Raw genomic sequence first — 17,053 nt, 5'->3', positions numbered from 1 at the left:
AACATGCAAAGGGTAAACCGCGACACCCACGCCAGCCAGGATGCTGCCAGCGCGCTCGAACTCAGGGTGGCGTTGATCCGTCAGCACTTTCCGCCGGGCATCGCTCACCTGTACGCAATACCCCGGCAGGGCCGCGACGGTGTGCTGGAATGGTGGTCTGAACTGGAGGGGCAACCGCATCTGTATGCCACCCTCGGCCGAGAGCAGCAGGCTGCCTTGCTCAAGCGCTATGAAGAGCGCCAGGCAGCCGTCAGCCAATTGGCCGATGAGCTGCAACGGCGCGGCCAGGCGCCCGCAGCCGAAGCGTTGCGCACACTGATCGGCCGACCCGACCTTGCCAACCTGTACAGCATCAACGACGAACCCCTGGTGATTCGCTGGGGGCAGCCGGCACCTGTCGCTGCGCCGCCCGTGGTGTCGCCACCTCCGGCACCGCGACAGCCAGCGCCGGCCAAGCCAAAACCCGCATCAACCCCCAAGCCCACCCGGACACGAACCGTGGTGATGACCGAACGCCGCCGCCTGCGCCTGTGGCCCTGGCTGCTGTTTGGCCTGTTACTGCTCCTGCTCTACTGGCTGTACAGCAGCTGGCCTGTGCTGTACCAGCGCTGGCAGGGCTATACGCAGACTGCAATCTGTACCCCGGGGGGCGCCTTCCAGGCATCGGAGTTTGCGGTGGTGCTGGACACCTCGGGCTCCATGGACCAGCGCATCAGGGTGAAAAAGGAAGATGACCCTTGGTACATCGGCCTGCTGGCCCGCATTCCTTACGTTGACGAACTGCTGGCCAACAACCAGCCGCAACGGCTCACCCGCATGGACGTGGCAAAAAGCTCGCTGACCGCAGTGATCGGCGACCTGGACAAGGCCGTGGACATGCGCCTGGTAACCTTCGATGGCTGCCGCAGCCCGGTGGACCACGGCGTCTTTGGCCAAGGCCAGCGCGCAGACCTGGTCAAGCGGGTGGCCGACCTGAACGCACGTGGCGGGACGGGGCTGGGTATCAGCCTGCAAGCAGCCGCCAGCAAGATGAACGGCCGTGATCGGGATGGCGTGATCGTGATGTTCGTGGATGGCCGGGACAGTTGCGGTACCAGTGTGTGCAGCGTGTCGGAACAGATCGCCAAAAACCAGCCGCGCCTGCGCATCAACGTAGTCAACATCAGCGCCAGCACCGGCTCCAACTGCGCAGCCAGCAACACCGGCGGGCGGGTGTATACCGCCAACGATGCCGCCGCTGTGGCCGCGGCACTCAAGGAAGCGAGCCAGGAGGTGGCCGCGACCGGTTGCCCGTAGGCGCAATGTCGGCTGATGACGTTTTTCAATCGACTCCATGCCGTTTCCTGCATTGCCGTGCAGAGCGCCGTGCCGGATGCTTTAGTTACTCCGAGACAGCGCTTTTTTCACCCGCAGAGGCCCGTATGAAGACCGTCGAACAACTCCTCAAGACCAAGTCCCAGCACCAGACCGTTTACACCATCGGCCCGGATGACTCGGTGCTCGACGCCCTGAAAGTGCTGGCGGAGAAAAACGTCGGTGCGTTGCCCGTGGTCGAGGGCGACCAGGTGGTGGGTATCGTCAGTGAACGGGACTATGCGCGCAAACTGGTCCTCAAGGGCCGCTCTTCCGCCGCCACCCCGGTGCGCGAAATCATGAGCGCACCCGTGGTCACCGTGGAACCGAAGCGGAATCTCGATTTCTGCATGAACCTGATGACCGACCGTCACCTGCGTCACCTGCCGGTGGTCGACAACGGCAAGCTGCTCGGCCTGCTGTCGATCGGCGACCTGGTAAAGGAAACCATCACCGAACAAGCCAGCCTGATTCAGCAGCTGGAGCAGTACATCCGCGGCGAATGACGCCCCTCAATGGTAGGCGCGCTCCAGCTCGTCCAGTTGATGGTCGAAGCTGCGCAGGCGCGCCGACCAGGTGTACACCAGCACCTCCAGGTCACGGTTGAGCACGGCAGTATTGCCATTGCCGCTGCAGGTTGGCTCGCCCAGGTCCAGCTGGTAGCGTTCACGAGCCATGGCCTGGGCCACGCTGGACAGGTCGCGGGCATTGGCCAGCCAATGGTGATGGTGGTCATGGATTTCACGGTCGAGTACCCGGCACTGTCGCTTCAGCGCATCCAGGCTCTGCTCCAGCGGCGTGCCCTTGAGCTCGCCCATGACTTCTTCGAACGTGCGCCCCGAATGCCAGTAGCTGCCCCAGAAATAGCGGTCGAATACTGTCTCGACGCGGCGTAGCGCCACCTTGGTGTTCCAGATGGTGAGCAACGTTCGTCCCTGAATCACTTCGCGCTTGTTCAGGTGCAACTGTTGCCAGGCGATCCAGGTCAGCGCCACCAATACCACCGCCACCGTGACAGCGGCAGCCGCATACAGGAAGTGCACAGCCTGGTTCATCTGTTGCGTTTGCCTGATGCCATAGAAGTAACTGGCCGTCAGGGTGCCCAGGATCGTCACGGAGCACCAGAAACCTGGTGCATAGGGATCTTTCATCGCGCTATCCCCTTATTGTTTTCCTGAGCATAGCAACGACCAATCACTCGTCAGGTGCCGCTCGGCGCTTTATTTTCGGGGGCGGCGCAACGCTTCGTTGAGTTGATCGAAGGGCACGGCCCAATCGGAATCTTCAATGATGCTTTCCTTGAGAAAAGCACGCTGGGAGTCGGTCCAGAACGGCGCATCCACCAGCTTTATCTCGTTCTTCAGCGGAGAATGGCTGGTGATGAACTGATCGATACTCTCGGGATCGTCGGGCAAGCCCAACTGCTTGAACAGGTCGGCAAAGGGATGGGTCGGCGCTTCCATGGTTCCTCCTGAGCGCCAGGCAGGCCGTCCACGACGCCCGTCTGGCATGGGTGTGAAAACATCAGCACAGCTCGCGCACTTCGGCGTGCGGCACCAATTTCATGTACTGCTCCATGCTCATGTGGATCAGGTGATCGTGGTCACCCGCCTCCAGATAGACATCGCCTTGGCGAGTAAGACTCGGATCAAGCAGCATTTTTATCTGGTAGGCGTCGCCAAGGGCCGGCACGGCGCCGCGCTCGCAGTCGCCGAACAAGCTCGGCAGGCCGCTTTCTCGGGTCAATTGCCAGGCCCCGGACATGCGCACCTTGGTCATGTCCAGATGCCGGTTGGCCGGTAGCACGGCCATGATGTAGTTGCCATGCCGGTCATCGAGCATCACCGACTTGGCGACCCGCTCGGCGGGCACGCCGGCCGTACGGGCCGACTCCAGGCTGGTGGCCGAGTGTGGATGGGGAATGATGTCGTAGTCGCAGTTGGCCTTGTCCAGGCGGGCCTGCAGGGTCTTTGCCATACGCATGATGCACCTCCGGTTTCGCCCCCCAATCTCCAATTTTAGGCCGGCTGGCGCCAGCCAGGGCTAAACTTGTGTAATAGGGCCAAACGAGGTGACGACAGGTGATCGCCCGCTGCTGGCGCTGGCTGTTGCTGCTGTTGCTGCTTGGCATCACGCCAGGTGGCCAGGCAGCGCCCGGTGCAGTGTGGGTGCTGGGCATCGATGATGCCATCGGCCCGGCCAGCGCCGACTACCTGGTACGCAGCCTCGACCAGGCCCAGGCCCAGGGCGCGCAACTGGTGGTGATCCGCATGGACACCCCAGGTGGCCTGGACAGCGCCATGCGCCAGATGATCAAGGCGATTCTCGCCAGCCCCGTGCCGGTTGCCACCTACGTGGCCCCAAGCGGTGCCCGCGCTGCCAGCGCCGGCACCTATATTCTCTACGCCAGCCATGTTGCCGCGATGGCCCCCGGGACCAACCTGGGGGCCGCCACACCCGTACAGATTGGCGCCCCCCCAGGTGCGCCCAAGGACGACAAGACCAAAGGCAGCGATGATGAAACCCTGGCACGCAAGCAGGTCAACGATGCCGCTGCGTACATCCGCGGCCTGGCGCAGCTGCGCGGGCGCAATGCCGATTGGGCGGAGAAGGCCGTGCGCGAGGCTGTCAGCCTTCCTGCCAGCGAAGCCTTGCGGCTGAATGTGATCGACCAGGTAGCCGACGACCTGCCCGCCCTGCTGCGCAAACTCGACGGCAAAACGCTGGAGGCCGCCGGCCAGCCACACCAGTTGCAGACAGCCGGCGCCAGCCTGGTGGAGCACCTGCCGGATTGGCGCACCCGGGTACTGGCGGTCATTACCAACCCGAGCGTGGCGCTGATCCTGATCATGGTCGGGGTGTACGGCCTGTTGTTCGAATTCATGAGCCCCGGCTCTACCGTGGGAGGCGTGGTCGGCGGCATCTGCCTGCTATTGGCACTGTACGCCCTACAGCTGTTACCGGTGAGCTTCGCCGGGGTGGCGCTGATCTTGCTGGGCATCGCTTTCATGATCGCCGAAGCCTTCCTGCCCAGTTTCGGCGTGGTCGGGTTTGGCGGCATCGTTGCCTTTGTGGTCGGCGCGCTGATCCTGATCGACACCGACGCACCCGGCTACGGCATCCCGCTGGCCTTGATCGGTAGCCTGGCAGTGCTCTCGGCGCTGTTGATCGGCGGCGTGCTGGGCATGGCCCTCAAGGCACGTCAACGGGCGCTGGTCAGCGGTGACGCCAGCCTGGTCGGCAGCCTGGTCACCGTCACCCAAGTGATGGCAGGCAACCCGTTCCGTGGCGTGGTACTGGCCCAGGGCGAGGAATGGCAAGTGCAGTGCGCAACGCCGCTGCAAGCTGGCCAGAACGTGCGGGTGACCGCGCGCCATGGCGTGATGCTGGACGTGAGCGCCGCCGCGCCTGCGGCGCAAGGAGAATAACCATGTTCATGCAAGTGGGTTTCACTGCCGTGCTGATCGTGCTGGCGATGCTGCTGTTGTCGGCGTTTCGCATCCTGCGCGAATACGAACGCGGCGTGGTGTTCCAGCTGGGGCGCTTCTGGCAGGTGAAGGGGCCGGGGCTGATCCTGTTGATCCCGGTGATCCAGCAAATGGTGCGGGTAGACCTGCGCACCGTGGTGCTGGATGTGCCACCACAGGATGTAATCACCCGCGACAACGTTTCGGTCAAGGTCAACGCGGTGCTCTACTTCCGCGTGCTCGACCCGCAAAAGGCGATCATCCAGGTCGAGGACTTTCTGGTGGCGACCAGCCAATTGGCCCAGACCACGCTACGTGCGGTGCTGGGCAAGCACGAACTGGATGAGCTGCTCGCCGAACGTGAGCAACTGAATGCGGATATTCGCCAGGTGCTGGACGCGCAAACCGATGCCTGGGGCATCAAGGTGGCCAACGTCGAGATCAAGCATGTCGACCTCAACGAATCGATGGTACGCGCCATCGCCCGGCAGGCCGAGGCCGAACGCGAACGGCGGGCCAAGGTGATCCATGCCGAGGGGGAATTGCAGGCGTCGGAGAAGCTGATGCAGGCGGCGCAGATGCTGGGCAAGGAGCCTGGGGCGATGCAGTTGCGCTATATGCAGACGCTGGGGGCGATTGCGGGCGACAGGACCTCGACCATTGTCTTCCCGATGCCGGTGGACTTGCTGACGGGCTTGGTAGACAAGCAGAAAAAATAAAGGCCGCTCCGCAATCCCTGTAGGAGCAGCCTTGTGCTGCGAAGAGGCCGGTAAGGCTAAAGATCATCTTCGGCTGCAATGCCCTCTTCGCAGCACAAGGCTGCTCCTACAGAGTCTGTGTTTGCGCCCGTGGCCCGATCAGATCGGCGCGCGACGCAGGGTAGCGAGGAAGGTCGCCGCCCCAATGAACAACCCGGCAAAAGTCCGGTTCAAGCGCTTCTGCTGCTTGGGCGTACGCAGCAAGCGCAACACCCGCGAAGCCAAGCCGGTGTACCCCGCCATCACCAGCATGTCCACGGTGATCATGGTCACGGTGATTGCCACATACTGCGGCAACAGCGGTGCATGCGGGTTGATGAACTGCGGCAGCACCGCCAGCATGAACACCAGCGCCTTGGGGTTGCTGACGTTGACCAGGAACCCGCGGAACATCAGGCTCAGCGGTTTGCCGATAGGCCGCACGCCGGACTCATCGGACATGTCCATCGGCAAGGCGCGCCATTGCTTGTAGGCCAGGTAGACGAGGTAGGCAACGCCGAACCATTTGATGACCTGGAAGGCGGTGGCCGAGGCGGCCAGGATGGCGCCGACGCCGGCGGCAATAATGGCGATTTGCACAATCAGGCCCAGTTGCAGGCCCAGAGCGTTCCAGTAACCACGCCAGAAGCCGTATTGCAGGCCGCTGGACATCGAGGCAATTGCCCCGGCACCGGGTGACAGGCTGATCACCCAACAGGCGGCAAAGAAGCCCAACCATACTTCCATCGACATCACACACCTCGCTCGAACACTTGTTGCAAAAGGTTAAGCTAAGGTTTTGGTGAAAAAATAACCAGCGATTTCTGATGGATTTCTATCGCCTGTACCCGCGAAGAGGCCATTAAAGGTTTAGTCGGCTTCGGCAGCTGTTTCTTTGTGCAGGGCCTGTACCTCGGCCCCGCGCCAGCGCCGGACCGACTTCTGGAAGAACTGGCTATTGGGCACCTGCACCAGCGCCCCGCCCGCTTCGGGCATTTCCAGCAAGGTGGTAAACAGCAGGTTTATAGCGATCACCCGCCCTTTCACCCCCGGCTTGTCCAGCGTGTCGACCAGCTCGACCACATCACCGATGCGAAACGGCCCGACCGTGAAGATCAGCACCGCGCACAGCAGGTTGGACAGCACGCTCCACATGGCGAAGAACGCCACCGCCGCCACCGCGACAAAGCCGGACAGTGCCGTCCACAACACGGTCGCCGAAACCCCCAGGCGCTCCAGCACAAACAGCAGCGCGCTGCCCATGATCAGCCAGCGCAGGCCGCCACGCACCGGGACCAGCAGCTCAGGCGGCAGCGGATAACGCTGGCCCAGGCGGCTCAACCCGCGAGCAACGATGCGCTGCAGGACGAAGGCCGCCACCAGGATCAACAGAATCTGCAAGCCCAGCCAGAAGGTGTCCATCCATTGCCCTGGCAGCAGCGAACGCAGTTCCTCCATCAGGACAGCGCCTCGAGCTCGGCCTGCATGCTTTCGAGGGTTTCCAGCGCTTCCATCCAGGCTTCTTCCAGCTCGCCTTCGCGTTGCTTGAGCTTGGTCTGGCGCGCCAGCAGGTCACGCAACTCGTCCTTGCGCGCCGCTTCGTAGAGGCCACCGTCACCCAGCGCGGTCTCGATCTCGGCCAGTTGCACGTGCACCTGGTTGAGCTCGGTTTCCAGCTTGTCGGCCGCCTTCTTGTGCGGTGCCAGTTGCTGACGCAAGGCTGCAGCAGCCTGGCGCTGGGCTTTCTTGTCGGTCTTGTCCGGGTTGACCGGGGCCGTACTGGCCGGCGCGCTGCGCTGGCGGTACTCGACCAGCCAGCGGCTGTAGTCGTCCAGGTCTCCGTCGAAGGTTTCGACTTTGCCGTCGGCCACCAGCAGGAAGTCATCGGTCGTGCTCTTGAGCAGGTGACGGTCGTGCGACACCACCACCACAGCACCGGCAAACTCCTGCAACGCCATGGTCAGCGCCAGGCGCATTTCCAGGTCCAGGTGGTTGGTCGGTTCGTCGAGCAGCAGCAGGTTCGGCCGTTCCCAGGCAATCAGCGCCAGCGCCAGGCGGGCCTTTTCGCCACCGGAGAAATTCACCACCGGCTCGTCAGTGCGGGCACCATGGAAGTCGAAGCCACCGAGGAAGTCGCGCAGGGTCTGCTCGCGCTCGGTGGGGGCAATACGCTGCAGGTGCAGCAGCGGGCTGGCCTTGTCGTCCAGCGAGTCCAGCTGGTGCTGGGCAAAGTAGCCAACCGCCAGGTTCTCGCCACGGACCAGGCGGCCCGACAACGGCTCCAGCTCACCCGCAAGGTTCTTGATCAGGGTCGACTTGCCGGCGCCGTTGGGCCCGAGCAGGCCAATTCGCGCACCCGGGGTGAGCTGCAGCTTGACCTTGTCGAGGATGGCCTTGTCGCCATAACCCAGGCGGCCTTCGGACAGGCTCAGCAACGGGCTGGAGATTTTCTGCGACTCGCGGAAGACGAAGTCGAACGGCGAGTCGACATGCGCCGCCGACAGCTCCTCCATGCGCTCCAGGGCCTTGATCCGGCTTTGTGCCTGACGGGCCTTGGTGGCCTGGGCCTTGAAGCGGGCGATGTACTTTTCCATGTGCGCGCGCTGTGCCTGCTGCTTCTCGTAGGCTTGCTGCTGCTGCGCCAGGCGTTCGGCACGGGTGCGCTCGAAGGCGGAGTAGCCGCCCTTGTACAGGTTCAGCTTGCGCTGCTCGACGTGCAGCACATGGTCGACCACGGCGTCGAGGAAATCACGGTCGTGGGAGATCAGCAACAATGTGCCGGGGTAGCCCTTGAGCCAGTCTTCCAGCCACAGGATGGCGTCGAGGTCCAGGTGGTTGGTGGGCTCGTCGAGCAGCAGCAGGTCGGACGGGCACATCAGCGCCTGAGCCAGGTTCAGGCGCATCCGCCAGCCACCGGAGAAGTCGCCGACGCGGCGGTCCATCTGCTCGTTGGTGAAGCCCAGGCCCGCCAGCAATTTGCGCGCACGGGCGTCAGCGGTATAACCGTCCGCGCCTTCCAGCTCACTGTGCAGGCGCGCCAGGGCGGTGCCATCGTGGGCCTGCTCGGCCGCAGCCAGTTCGGCCTGGACCTTGCGCAGGCGAAGATCGCCATCGAGCACGTAGTCCACGGCCAGGCGGTCGAGGGTGTCGACCTCTTGGCGCATGTGGGCGATGCGCCAGTCGCCGGGCAGCTGGCAATCGCCACCATCGGGCGACAGCTCACCGCGCAGCAAGGCGAACAGGCTGGATTTTCCGGCGCCGTTGGCGCCGATCAGGCCGGCTTTGTGACCGGCGTGCAGGGTCATGTCGGCGCCGTCTAGCAAGCGCTGCGGACCACGCTGTAAAGTGAGATTGGTTAGTCTGATCATGATGGTCGCGGAGTCTACCAGCTTCCTCGGCCCATAGCGCGAGTGGAACCATGCACACCGACCTGTGGAATTACGCCTTGGCCCTGTATGCGAGGCCCGGCGTGGAAGCGGCCTGCCTTGAACTACAGGCGCAGGGTGGCGATGTCTGCCTGCTGCTGTGCGCCACCTGGCTGCAGGCACGTGGCGTGGCCCTGCTGGACGCGCGCGCACAAGCCCTGCACGACATTGCCGAGCCCTGGCAGCGGGAAGTGGTGGGCCCGTTACGCAGCCTGCGCCAGCAATGGCGGGCATCAGCGTCGGGTGATACGCAACTGGCGGCGTTGCGTGAGCAGGTGAAGGGGCTGGAATTACAGGCAGAAAAAGCGCTGCTGGCGCGTATGCAGGAATGCTCGCGACAGTGGCCCGCGGACTCCCATGAGCCCACGGACGACTGGCTGGCCCGGCTGGCGCCGGACCCTGCCCGACACCACGACGCGCTGGATCTGTTGCGCGTCGCGGCGGCTGCGCTTCAAGACGCCGAAGACGGTGCCTGAGCCGGGGTGCTGGCAGGTGCTGCCGAAGCGGCCGGGGTGGCCGGGGTGGCCGAGTTGGTTGCTGCGGCCGGGGTGCTGACGGCTGGCGTAGCAGGTTTGGCTTCGGCTGGCTTGCTGGCAACAGGCTTGGCGGCAGCTGGCTTGGCGGCCGGACGTGCAGGAGCCTTGGCGGCAGCAGGCTTGGCCGCAGGTTTCGCAGCTGGTTTCGCGGCAGCGGCTTTGGCTGGCGCTGGCTTGGCTGCAGGTTTGGCAGCGGCAGCAGGCTTGGCCGCAGGTTTGGCGGCAGCAGTCGCTTTGGCAGCTGGCTTCGCGGCAGGTTTGGCTGCAGCAGTAGTCTTGGCAGCTGGCTTCGCGGCAGGTTTGGCTGCAGCAGTAGCCTTGGCAGCTGGCCTCGCGGCAGGTTTGGCTGCAGCAGTGGCCTTGGCAGCTGGTTTGGCAGCTGGCTTGGCGGCTGGCTTGGCAGCAGCAGTAGCCTTGGCAGCCGGTTTAGCGGCTGGCTTGGAGGCAGGTTTGGCTGCAGCAGTAGCCTTGGCAGCTGGCTTCGCAGCAGGTTTGGCTGCAGCAGTAGCCTTGGCAGCTGGCTTCGCGGCAGGTTTGGCTGCAGTGGTTCTGGCAGCAGGCTTGGCAGCGGCAGCCTTGGTGGTTTTGACGGCGCGCTGGTCAAGGGCTTTGGCTGCTGCTTCGCGAACCTTGCCTACACCTTGGGCCAGCTTGAGGCTGTCCTGAGCATCGCGCTTGAGTTGCTGGATATAAGAGCGGGTCTGGGTTTGACGTTCCTTGAGGGCATCGAGCAGCCCTTCAAGTTCACCAACGGCTTTTTGCGCTTTGGACTGCGCCTTGGCTTTGCCTGCCTTGGCGGCATCCTGCAATTTCAGGCGCCCGTTGTGCAGTTTTTCCTGGGCCTTGCCACGCTGCTTTTCCAGTTTTGCCAGCAGTTTTTCCGCATCAGCCAGCGCTTGCGAGCAGGCATCTTCCAAGTGTTCGAGCAGGCTGCCCGAAAGTTGCTGGAGCAGGTGTAACGGCGTACTTACTGGCTTCTTTTTGGCCGACATGGTTTACCTCCTGGCTGACGAGATTGCGGCTCATACTATGCTTCTGCTGCTACCGCCGCTAGGGCATGTTGACAGTAATATTTACGCCGCGTTGCATGCCTGGGCAAAGTTGTTATCTTGCAGCTGCGTGAAAGTGTAGTTGCTGAATTAATCATTGCTGATATTTGGGAGTCAGGGCATTGCCTCGATATCTTGTATTAGGTTTATGCCTGCTGGTGCCAGTTGCAATGGCCGACAGCAACGACCATGACCTCGCCTACAGCCTGGGCGCCAGCCTGGGTGAGCGTCTGCGCCAGGATATGCCTGGCCTGCAACTGGACGCACTGGTCGAAGGCTTGAAGCAGTCCTATCAGGGGCAACCCTTGAAGCTCGACAAGGCTCGTATGCAGGCCGTGCTCCAGCAACACGAAGCGCAGGAAGGTGACGCCGCCACGCAGAAGTTGCAGGCAGCCGAAACACGCTTCATGGCCAACGAGCGTGGCCGTTATGGAGTACGCGAACTACCGGAAGGTGTGCTCTACAGTGAACTGCAGCCAGGCACAGGCGCGCAGCCCAAGGCTGGCGGCAAAGTGCAGGTACGCTATGTGGGCAGGCTGCCGGATGGTTCGGTGTTCGACCAGAACCAGGCGCCCCAGTGGTTCAGCCTGGATTCGGTAATCGAAGGGTGGCAAGTGGCCTTGCCAAGGATGCACGCAGGGGCCAAATGGCGCCTGGTAATTCCGTCGGCGCAAGCTTATGGCGCCGAAGGCGCGGGTGACCTTATCGCACCCTATACACCCTTGGTGTTCGAGATCGAATTGCTGGCGGTTGGCGACTGACGCCAACCCTCATGCCTGGACCGCACCCTCTTCCTTGTGTGCGTTGTGCAGCACCTCGATCAGGCAGTCTTCAAGTTCGAAGCGCTCGTGCAACAGCCCGCCCAACTTGCCTAGCTTTTCGGCAAAGCGTTCGGTGTCCTTGCACTCACCCTTGGTGCATTGGTCATTGAAGGCCAGTGCAATCTGGGTACTGTCGTTGATCCGTGGGTTGATTTCTTCGGCCAGCCTCAGCGCCTTCTCGTCTCCGAAAGCTTTGGCCTCGCTGACCAGTTGCTCGCAAACTTCGAAGTGCCACGCCGAAACGTAGTCGACCAGGAGCGCGCAAAAGTCCCCGTTGGTGTCCTTGTCGGCGAAGGCTGGCTTCAAATCGCGCAGTGCGCCGAAAGACTGCACCAGGTCCTGGCGCGCCTTCAGCCAACGGTCGATCAGGTCGTGAACCCCACCCCAGCGTTCCTGGGCATTCTGACAACTATCGAGCATGGCAATCTCTTCCCTTCTGGGTAGATGCCGCTGCACCTCGCACCACGACCGCGCAGCACAAAGGTGACATCAGCAGGACGGCATCGAGCAGTTGTATTTTCGGTATGCGTGCTGGGAGATTATTCCCGCGCGTGCTGCCCATCAAGGTACGCAGCGGACAAAGTTCATACAAGTGTTTAATACCCTGTTAATACGCCATTGGTCGCGCTAGTGGCCCAGCCTTGTTCCAGGTCAACTTCTTGCCAGGGTGCGGAAACGATACGCCAGCAGGCAACTCAAGGGCGGCACGGCCAGCAACAGGAAGGCCAGCAGGCTCCACTCAGGCAGCGTCAGGTCGAGAAAGCTCCAGGTCAGCGAGCTGCATTCGGGGCCGCCGAGCAGCAATTGCCGCGCCGCCTCGCTCCAGGATTGCTCGAACACACGCCCGATCGGTACCGGGCATACAGGGATAGCACCGCTGGCCCCCTGCAACCAGACATGCCGTGCTGCCAGCAACGCGCCAGCCAGCGTGCAGCCCAGAGTCGCCCGCGCGTAATGGAGGGTGCCCTGCGTGCCTGGTGCCTGCAGCACCGCCGCCAGGCTCAGCAGTGCGTACACCGCTAGCAGCAGCCGCTGGCTGAAGCACAACGGGCACGGCATCAACCCCCGTATGTTTTCCAGGTGGTATGACGCGACCAGCACCGCAAATGCGGCCAGGCAGGCAGGAAGGAAAAAGGTGCGCAAACGGGCCGGAAGCATGGGCGGTGAAAGTCCCGGGGAAGATGTTGGGATGTGAGACGGTAGAGGAAAGATGCGCTTTGTATCAAGGCGCGACAGTAGCGACAAGTCGCTGAATGGTGTAGGAAATTTCAAGCGATACGGTAGGAGGCGGCTGAGGAACTGCACTGCAGATCTAACTGGCAGCGGTAGAAAAGTTACCCAACCCCAAAGCCCGCACCTTGGCGCGGGCTTTGGGGTGGGTCAGGCGCGTACGCCTTCTGGCAAGGGCAGCGCCAGCAGGCGCTCGTCCAGCAGGCCAAGGCCCTCCTGGAACAGCTGGTTGCTGCGCTCGGTCTCGCCCAGGCCAGCGAGCAGGCGAGCCAGTTCGGCACAGGCCTCGGGGTTGCGTTCCATGCGCAGGCTGCTTTCCAGGTAGTCCCGCGCTTTGCCCCACAGCCGGTTCTGCAGGCTCAGGCGGCCCAGGGTCAGTAACAGGCTGGCGTCTTGCGGGTGATCCTTGAGCCAGCCTTCGGCGGTTTGCAGCTGACGCGCCGGGTCATCACCGCGCACCAGGCCGTACAGGCGGGCCAGGTGGCTTTCGTATCCACGCTTGAGGGCGGTGCGCAACACCTGCTCGGCTTCGTTCTGGGCACCTACCTGGCGCAATTGCTCAGCGTAGGCCAGCACCAGTTGCGGCTCCTGGCGCTGGGCCGCGGTCAGCTGCTGCCAGGCGCGTTCCAGGGCCTGACGTGCGCTTTGCGCGTCTTCGCCACGGGTGGTGGCCAGGCTCAGGTTCTGGCCCCAGGCGCGTTGCTCCAGGGCGGCCAGCTCGGCGGCAGGCAGCACCTTGCCCTTGCGCAGGTCGGGCAGCAGGCGAATCAGTGCCGACCAGTCACCGCGCTCCAGGTACAGACGCTGCAGCAGGCGCAGCACCTGGCTGTTGTGCGGGTGGCGTTCCTGCATGGCCAGCAGGGTTTCCAGGGCGCCGTCACTTTCACCACGGTCCATCTGCAACTGCGCATGGGTCAGGGCGATGGCCAGTTCTGCTTGCGGCTGACGCTCCAGCGCGCGCTCCAGCAGGTTGTCGCTGTCTTCGGTGCGGCCCTGCTCGTTGGCAGCACGGGCGGCACCGAGGTAGTACAGCAGCGGCTGGCGCTCGGCCTCGGCGGCACGGTGCAGGTGGCGTTGAGCACTGGCCCAGCGGCCCTCGGCAAGGTCCAGCTGGCCCTGTTCGATGGCCAGACGGATGCGCCGGCTGCGATTACGCCGCGACCACGGGTTGACCACACCGCTGGAGGTCAGCACCAGGCCGACCAGGTAACGCAACAGCCACAACACAGCGACCACGGCCAGCAGCCCGGCCAGGGCCGCCCACAGCCCCGATTGATAGCGGAAGCTTCCATAGGAAAGCAGTACGTAACCGCTGTGCTTGGCGACCGCAATACCCAGTGCCGCGGCAATCACGATTGCCAGCACGGCCAGCAGGTAGACACGCTTCATGGTTTGCCCCCTTCAGCCTCAGCCGGCAGGTGACGGCGCTGAATGTAGGCCTGCACGGCCGCCAGGCTTTCGCTTAGGTCGGGGGTAACCACCGACACCGGCTGATCGGCCAGGGCATTGAGGCTCTCAAGCATTGCCTTGCTTTGCGGGTTGTCGGCGTTGAAGTTGGCCAACAACACGCTGCGGGCGTCGTCCAGCGCCTGGGTGTAGACCTTGGCGTCACCATTGAGCGCCGCCCACTGGGCCTGCTCGATGGTCAGGCTCAGGGCCAGGCGCAGCTGGTTCAGTTGCTGCCCGGCCAGCAGCGGCCGCACGTTTTCATCCGCGTTGAAGTCGATCTGGAAGTACTTGGAGATTTCTGCCCACCACTGCGACAGCCGGCTGGCACCATCGCCGTCGGCGGTCAGGGCACCCAGCGCATCGGCATTGCTGTCGAACTCGGGCGACTGCGCGCTCAGTTGCTGTACCAGCTCACGCTGTGCGGCCAGTTTCAGGAACAGGCCGGTACGGTCCGGTTGCTGGGTGCTGCCGAGGGTGGCCAGGCTGCGCGCCAGCTGCTCGCGGGCGGCGAATGCGCCTGGGTCGCTCTGCTCGCGCAGGATCTCGTCGGCGCCCTCGACCAGGGCCTTGGCGCTGGTGATGTCCTGCAAGGCCGACAGGCGCAGGGTAGCCAGGCGTAGCAGGTGCTCGGCTTCAGCCAGGCGCCACTCTTTGCGGCTTTCGCCTAGCACGGTTTCCAGGCGCTGGCTGAGACGCTGCTGGTCGCCCTGCAATTGCGCCACCAGGCGCCGGCGGTCTTCCAGCTCGCTGGCCGCCGGCAGGCTGGCCAGTTGCGCGCTGATCTGCTGTTCGCGCTGCTGCAGGGCTTCGGCGCGCTGGGTGAGCGCCTCGATGTGCTGGCCCTGGTTGAACTCGCTGCCTTGCAGTTGACGTACCTGCCAGACACCCCAGCCACCTACTGCCACCCCGGCCGCACCCAGCAGCAAGGCCAGCGCTGCCAGGCCACTGCCGGAGCGCTTGGCAGGTGGGGCGGTGACGGGTTCCGCCGGCGCCTGTGCCGACGGCTGATCATTATTGGACAAGACAGTCTCGCTCACGTATCCATCCTTTGCATGGGGGCGCATCGCGTTCAGCTTAGCGCCTTAAGAGGCAGGTGCAGCGCTGCGCTGCACGGCTACCAGCAAGGCCGTGGCACTGGCGCCACGGCAATCCACAACCTGTTGGGCCCCGGCGGCCCGGGCCTGTTCGGCAACCCGTGGGCTGGGCACGAACAGCGGCAGGCGTGCCAGCTGCGGCCAATCCGCACCGGCCAGCTGCTGCAGATGTTCAAAACCCTGCCCACTGCTGACCACCAGGCCATTGAGGCGTTCCGCTTCGATGCGGCGCTTCAGGGTGCCCGCCGGGTAATCCGGCAGGCAGCGACGATACAGTTCCAGATATTCGACACTAGCACCTTGCTCTGCAAGACGCTCTGCCAGCAGTTCGCGACCTCCGACGCCGCGCACGACCAGGACACGCGCTGCAGGCACGGCAACGGCCTGAAGCAGGGCCGGTAACGCCAGCAAGGCTTCGCTGTCATCGCCACGCGGCGGAGTGTTTACCTCCAGCCCGGCGCCCTGCAGCACTGCAGCGGTTGCCTCACCCACGGTGAACCAGCCTTGCCGTGGCGGCTGCATGCCGGCTTCGGCCAGCTGCTCAAGCAACAGCCTGGCAGCCGGCTTGCTGACCACGATGATCGCCTGGAAGCCATGCAGGCCTTCCAGCAGCAGACGTTGCCGGGGCTCCACGGTGACGGGCTCTATCGCCAGCAGCGGCAGGCAGCTGCTGCCCACCCCCGCTGCCGCCAGGCTTTGCGCCAGCGCCGCACAGTCCTCGGCAGGCCGGGTCAGCAGCAGGCGCCATTGGCTCACGGGTGGCCGGCCTCGCCGTAGACTTCCTTGAGGATGGCCTCGGCACCTTGGCCCAGCAGGTCTTCGGCCACCTGTACGCCCAAGGTCTCGGCAGCAGCGCGCGGGGCACGGGCTTCGGCCACCAGCAGGGTACCCCCGCTCGGCTGGCCAACCAGGCCACGCAGCCAAAGCTGGTCACCTTCGAGCACCGCGTAGCAGGCGATCGGCACCTGGCAGCCGCCATTCAGGTGTTTGTTCAGGGCGCGTTCGGCCACTACCCGGTCGGCGGTGTCGGCATGGTGCAGCGGCGCCAGGAGTGCGTGGATCTCGAGGTCGGCACTGCGGCACTCGATGCCCACCGCACCCTGGCCGCCAGCAGGCAGGCTGTCATCGACGCTGATGGTGGCGGTGATGCGGTCTTCAAAGCCGAGGCGGATCAGGCCGGCGGCGGCGAGGATGATGGCGTCGTACTCGCCGGCATCCAGCTTGGCCAGGCGCGTATTGACGTTGCCCCGCAGGAAGCGGATTTGCAGGTCCGGGCGGCGCGCCAGCAACTGGGCCTGACGGCGCAGGCTGGAAGTGCCGACGATGCTGCCGGCAGGCAGCGCTTCAAGGCTGTCAAAGGTATTGGAAACGAAGGCATCACGCGGGTCTTCACGCTCGCAGATGCAGTACAGGCCCAGGCCTTCGGGGAAGTCCATGGGCACGTCTTTCATCGAATGCACGGCGATGTCGGCTTCGTTGTCCAGCAGGGCGGTTTCCAGCTCTTTGACGAACAGGCCCTTGCCGCCGATTTTTGCCAGCGGCGCGTCGAGCAGCTTGTCACCCCGGCTGACCATGGGCACCAGGGTCACCAGCAGACCAGGGTGGACCTGCTCGAGGCGGGCTTTGACGTATTCGGCCTGCCACAAGGCCAAGGCACTTTTACGGGTGGCAATGCGGATTTCGCGAGTGGACATGGAACGCCCCGATCCAGAGAAATGCCGCCGATGATAACAGCATCTCCTTTATCGCTTGCAGATGTGGATCACCTGAGGGCCTCTTCGCGGCTAAAGCCGCTCCCACAGGGTGAGCTGCCGCTCTACAGGCCAATGATCCACCTGTGGGAGCGGCTTTAGCCGCGAACAAGGGCGCAGCCCTTGCCATGCGGGCGCCGT

Annotated in this window: 19 protein-coding genes; 6 read left to right on the top strand and 13 right to left on the bottom strand. The window is 63.9% G+C overall.

Translation table 11 applies throughout. The features are described from left to right. The first annotated feature begins 3 nt into the window (after positions 1-3). Together MRBLPB4O_RS00850 and MRBLPB4O_RS00845 are read left to right on the top strand one after the other, a co-directional pair. Entirely contained in the window at positions 4-1,296 is a 1,293-nt protein-coding gene (locus MRBLPB4O_RS00850; RefSeq protein ID WP_341797272.1) for a hypothetical protein, read from the top strand. 125 nt (positions 1,297-1,421) lie between these two features. Then, positions 1,422-1,859 (top strand): CBS domain-containing protein, encoded by a 438-nt coding sequence (locus MRBLPB4O_RS00845; RefSeq protein WP_341797271.1) that lies wholly within the window; start codon positions 1,422-1,424, stop codon positions 1,857-1,859. Between the two features lie 6 nt (positions 1,860-1,865). On the opposite strand, the gene MRBLPB4O_RS00840 is transcribed toward MRBLPB4O_RS00845, so the two are convergent. The 3 genes from MRBLPB4O_RS00840 to MRBLPB4O_RS00830 all read right to left on the bottom strand — a co-directional run bounded on the left by MRBLPB4O_RS00840 (position 1,866) and on the right by MRBLPB4O_RS00830 (position 3,336). After that, positions 1,866-2,504, bottom strand: a complete 639-nt coding sequence (locus MRBLPB4O_RS00840) for a hypothetical protein (RefSeq protein WP_019473112.1) — start codon at positions 2,502-2,504, stop codon at positions 1,866-1,868. Between the two features lie 69 nt (positions 2,505-2,573). Further along, positions 2,574-2,816: a DUF2789 domain-containing protein gene (locus tag MRBLPB4O_RS00835; protein ID WP_016497495.1), complete on the bottom strand. Its 243-nt coding sequence runs from the start codon at positions 2,814-2,816 to the stop codon at positions 2,574-2,576. 61 nt (positions 2,817-2,877) lie between these two features. Next, the gene (locus MRBLPB4O_RS00830) at positions 2,878-3,336 is read right to left on the bottom strand and encodes a YbaK/EbsC family protein (protein ID WP_016484356.1); all 459 of its coding nucleotides are present in this window, start codon (positions 3,334-3,336) and stop codon (positions 2,878-2,880) included. 98 nt (positions 3,337-3,434) lie between these two features. Between MRBLPB4O_RS00830 and MRBLPB4O_RS00825 the strand changes: the two genes are divergently transcribed. Both MRBLPB4O_RS00825 and MRBLPB4O_RS00820 read left to right on the top strand, forming a co-directional pair. Further along, positions 3,435-4,781: a nodulation protein NfeD gene (locus tag MRBLPB4O_RS00825; protein ID WP_341797270.1), complete on the top strand. Its 1,347-nt coding sequence runs from the start codon at positions 3,435-3,437 to the stop codon at positions 4,779-4,781. 2 nt (positions 4,782-4,783) lie between these two features. Further along, complete coding sequence (locus MRBLPB4O_RS00820; RefSeq protein WP_341797269.1) at positions 4,784-5,539, top strand: slipin family protein; 756 nt, start codon at positions 4,784-4,786, stop codon at positions 5,537-5,539. Positions 5,540-5,677: 138 nt separating this feature from the next. On the opposite strand, the gene MRBLPB4O_RS00815 is transcribed toward MRBLPB4O_RS00820, so the two are convergent. From MRBLPB4O_RS00815 to MRBLPB4O_RS00805, 3 genes are all read right to left on the bottom strand, one after another. Beyond that, positions 5,678-6,310, bottom strand: coding sequence for a LysE family transporter (locus tag MRBLPB4O_RS00815; RefSeq protein WP_341797268.1), 633 nt, complete (start codon positions 6,308-6,310; stop codon positions 5,678-5,680). A 117-nt stretch (positions 6,311-6,427) separates the two neighbouring features. Further along, positions 6,428-7,015 carry a mechanosensitive ion channel family protein gene (locus MRBLPB4O_RS00810; RefSeq protein WP_016497491.1) on the bottom strand — a complete coding sequence of 196 codons (588 nt, stop codon included), beginning with the start codon at positions 7,013-7,015 and terminating at the stop codon, positions 6,428-6,430. Next, complete coding sequence (locus MRBLPB4O_RS00805; RefSeq protein WP_049274583.1) at positions 7,015-8,925, bottom strand: ATP-binding cassette domain-containing protein; 1,911 nt, start codon at positions 8,923-8,925, stop codon at positions 7,015-7,017. Before MRBLPB4O_RS00805 ends, MRBLPB4O_RS00810 begins: the two co-directional genes overlap by 1 nt. 50 nt (positions 8,926-8,975) lie before the next feature. Between MRBLPB4O_RS00805 and MRBLPB4O_RS00800 the strand changes: the two genes are divergently transcribed. Continuing rightward, positions 8,976-9,458 (top strand): TIGR02444 family protein, encoded by a 483-nt coding sequence (locus MRBLPB4O_RS00800; protein WP_341797267.1) that lies wholly within the window; start codon positions 8,976-8,978, stop codon positions 9,456-9,458. Here MRBLPB4O_RS00800 and MRBLPB4O_RS00795 read toward each other — a convergent pair. Further along, positions 9,434-10,510, bottom strand: coding sequence for an AlgP family protein (locus MRBLPB4O_RS00795; RefSeq protein WP_341797266.1), 1,077 nt, complete (start codon positions 10,508-10,510; stop codon positions 9,434-9,436). The two genes, MRBLPB4O_RS00800 and MRBLPB4O_RS00795, sit on opposite strands and share 25 nt — an antisense overlap. Before the next feature lie 179 nt (positions 10,511-10,689). On the opposite strand from MRBLPB4O_RS00795, the gene MRBLPB4O_RS00790 reads away from it, so the two are divergent. Further along, positions 10,690-11,328 carry an FKBP-type peptidyl-prolyl cis-trans isomerase gene (locus MRBLPB4O_RS00790; RefSeq protein ID WP_341797265.1) on the top strand — a complete coding sequence of 213 codons (639 nt, stop codon included), beginning with the start codon at positions 10,690-10,692 and terminating at the stop codon, positions 11,326-11,328. 9 nt (positions 11,329-11,337) lie between these two features. Here MRBLPB4O_RS00790 and MRBLPB4O_RS00785 read toward each other — a convergent pair whose 3' ends face one another. From MRBLPB4O_RS00785 to hemC, 6 genes are all read right to left on the bottom strand, one after another. Further along, positions 11,338-11,808: an Rsd/AlgQ family anti-sigma factor gene (locus MRBLPB4O_RS00785; RefSeq protein ID WP_019471710.1), complete on the bottom strand. Its 471-nt coding sequence runs from the start codon at positions 11,806-11,808 to the stop codon at positions 11,338-11,340. Positions 11,809-12,039: 231 nt separating this feature from the next. Next, the gene (locus MRBLPB4O_RS00780) at positions 12,040-12,546 is read right to left on the bottom strand and encodes a disulfide bond formation protein B (RefSeq protein WP_341797264.1); all 507 of its coding nucleotides are present in this window, start codon (positions 12,544-12,546) and stop codon (positions 12,040-12,042) included. Between the two features lie 222 nt (positions 12,547-12,768). After that, positions 12,769-14,007 (bottom strand): heme biosynthesis protein HemY, encoded by a 1,239-nt coding sequence (locus MRBLPB4O_RS00775; RefSeq protein WP_341797263.1) that lies wholly within the window; start codon positions 14,005-14,007, stop codon positions 12,769-12,771. After that, on the bottom strand, positions 14,004-15,104 hold the full coding sequence (locus tag MRBLPB4O_RS00770) for a uroporphyrinogen-III C-methyltransferase (RefSeq protein WP_258654561.1): 1,101 nt from the start codon (positions 15,102-15,104) through the stop codon (positions 14,004-14,006). Before MRBLPB4O_RS00770 ends, MRBLPB4O_RS00775 begins: the two co-directional genes overlap by 4 nt. Before the next feature lie 45 nt (positions 15,105-15,149). Then, positions 15,150-15,917, bottom strand: coding sequence for a uroporphyrinogen-III synthase (locus MRBLPB4O_RS00765; RefSeq protein ID WP_341797262.1), 768 nt, complete (start codon positions 15,915-15,917; stop codon positions 15,150-15,152). After that, on the bottom strand, positions 15,914-16,855 hold the full coding sequence (hemC, locus tag MRBLPB4O_RS00760) for a hydroxymethylbilane synthase (RefSeq protein WP_341797261.1): 942 nt from the start codon (positions 16,853-16,855) through the stop codon (positions 15,914-15,916). The genes MRBLPB4O_RS00765 and hemC overlap by 4 nt, the downstream gene beginning before the upstream one ends. Positions 16,856-17,053 lie beyond the last annotated feature (198 nt).

The sequence above is a fragment of the Pseudomonas sp. LPB4.O genome, assembly GCF_038383825.1.
Classification (GTDB): Bacteria; Pseudomonadota; Gammaproteobacteria; order Pseudomonadales; family Pseudomonadaceae; genus Aquipseudomonas; species Aquipseudomonas putida.
Note: the sequence above shows the minus strand (reverse complement) of the source record. Positions and strands in the feature narration are given on the sequence as shown.

Coding starts and splice junctions, on each gene's coding strand:
- MRBLPB4O_RS00850 (WP_341797272.1), top strand. CDS start 4: ATGCAAAGGGTAAACCGCGACACCCACGCCAGCCAGGATGCTGCCAGC.
- MRBLPB4O_RS00845 (WP_341797271.1), top strand. CDS start 1,422: ATGAAGACCGTCGAACAACTCCTCAAGACCAAGTCCCAGCACCAGACC.
- MRBLPB4O_RS00840 (WP_019473112.1), bottom strand. CDS start 2,504: ATGAAAGATCCCTATGCACCAGGTTTCTGGTGCTCCGTGACGATCCTG.
- MRBLPB4O_RS00835 (WP_016497495.1), bottom strand. CDS start 2,816: ATGGAAGCGCCGACCCATCCCTTTGCCGACCTGTTCAAGCAGTTGGGC.
- MRBLPB4O_RS00830 (WP_016484356.1), bottom strand. CDS start 3,336: ATGCGTATGGCAAAGACCCTGCAGGCCCGCCTGGACAAGGCCAACTGC.
- MRBLPB4O_RS00820 (WP_341797269.1), top strand. CDS start 4,784: ATGTTCATGCAAGTGGGTTTCACTGCCGTGCTGATCGTGCTGGCGATG.
- MRBLPB4O_RS00815 (WP_341797268.1), bottom strand. CDS start 6,310: ATGTCGATGGAAGTATGGTTGGGCTTCTTTGCCGCCTGTTGGGTGATC.
- MRBLPB4O_RS00810 (WP_016497491.1), bottom strand. CDS start 7,015: ATGGAGGAACTGCGTTCGCTGCTGCCAGGGCAATGGATGGACACCTTC.
- MRBLPB4O_RS00805 (WP_049274583.1), bottom strand. CDS start 8,925: ATGATCAGACTAACCAATCTCACTTTACAGCGTGGTCCGCAGCGCTTG.
- MRBLPB4O_RS00800 (WP_341797267.1), top strand. CDS start 8,976: ATGCACACCGACCTGTGGAATTACGCCTTGGCCCTGTATGCGAGGCCC.
- MRBLPB4O_RS00795 (WP_341797266.1), bottom strand. CDS start 10,510: ATGTCGGCCAAAAAGAAGCCAGTAAGTACGCCGTTACACCTGCTCCAG.
- MRBLPB4O_RS00785 (WP_019471710.1), bottom strand. CDS start 11,808: ATGCTCGATAGTTGTCAGAATGCCCAGGAACGCTGGGGTGGGGTTCAC.
- MRBLPB4O_RS00780 (WP_341797264.1), bottom strand. CDS start 12,546: ATGCTTCCGGCCCGTTTGCGCACCTTTTTCCTTCCTGCCTGCCTGGCC.
- MRBLPB4O_RS00775 (WP_341797263.1), bottom strand. CDS start 14,007: ATGAAGCGTGTCTACCTGCTGGCCGTGCTGGCAATCGTGATTGCCGCG.
- hemC (WP_341797261.1), bottom strand. CDS start 16,855: ATGTCCACTCGCGAAATCCGCATTGCCACCCGTAAAAGTGCCTTGGCC.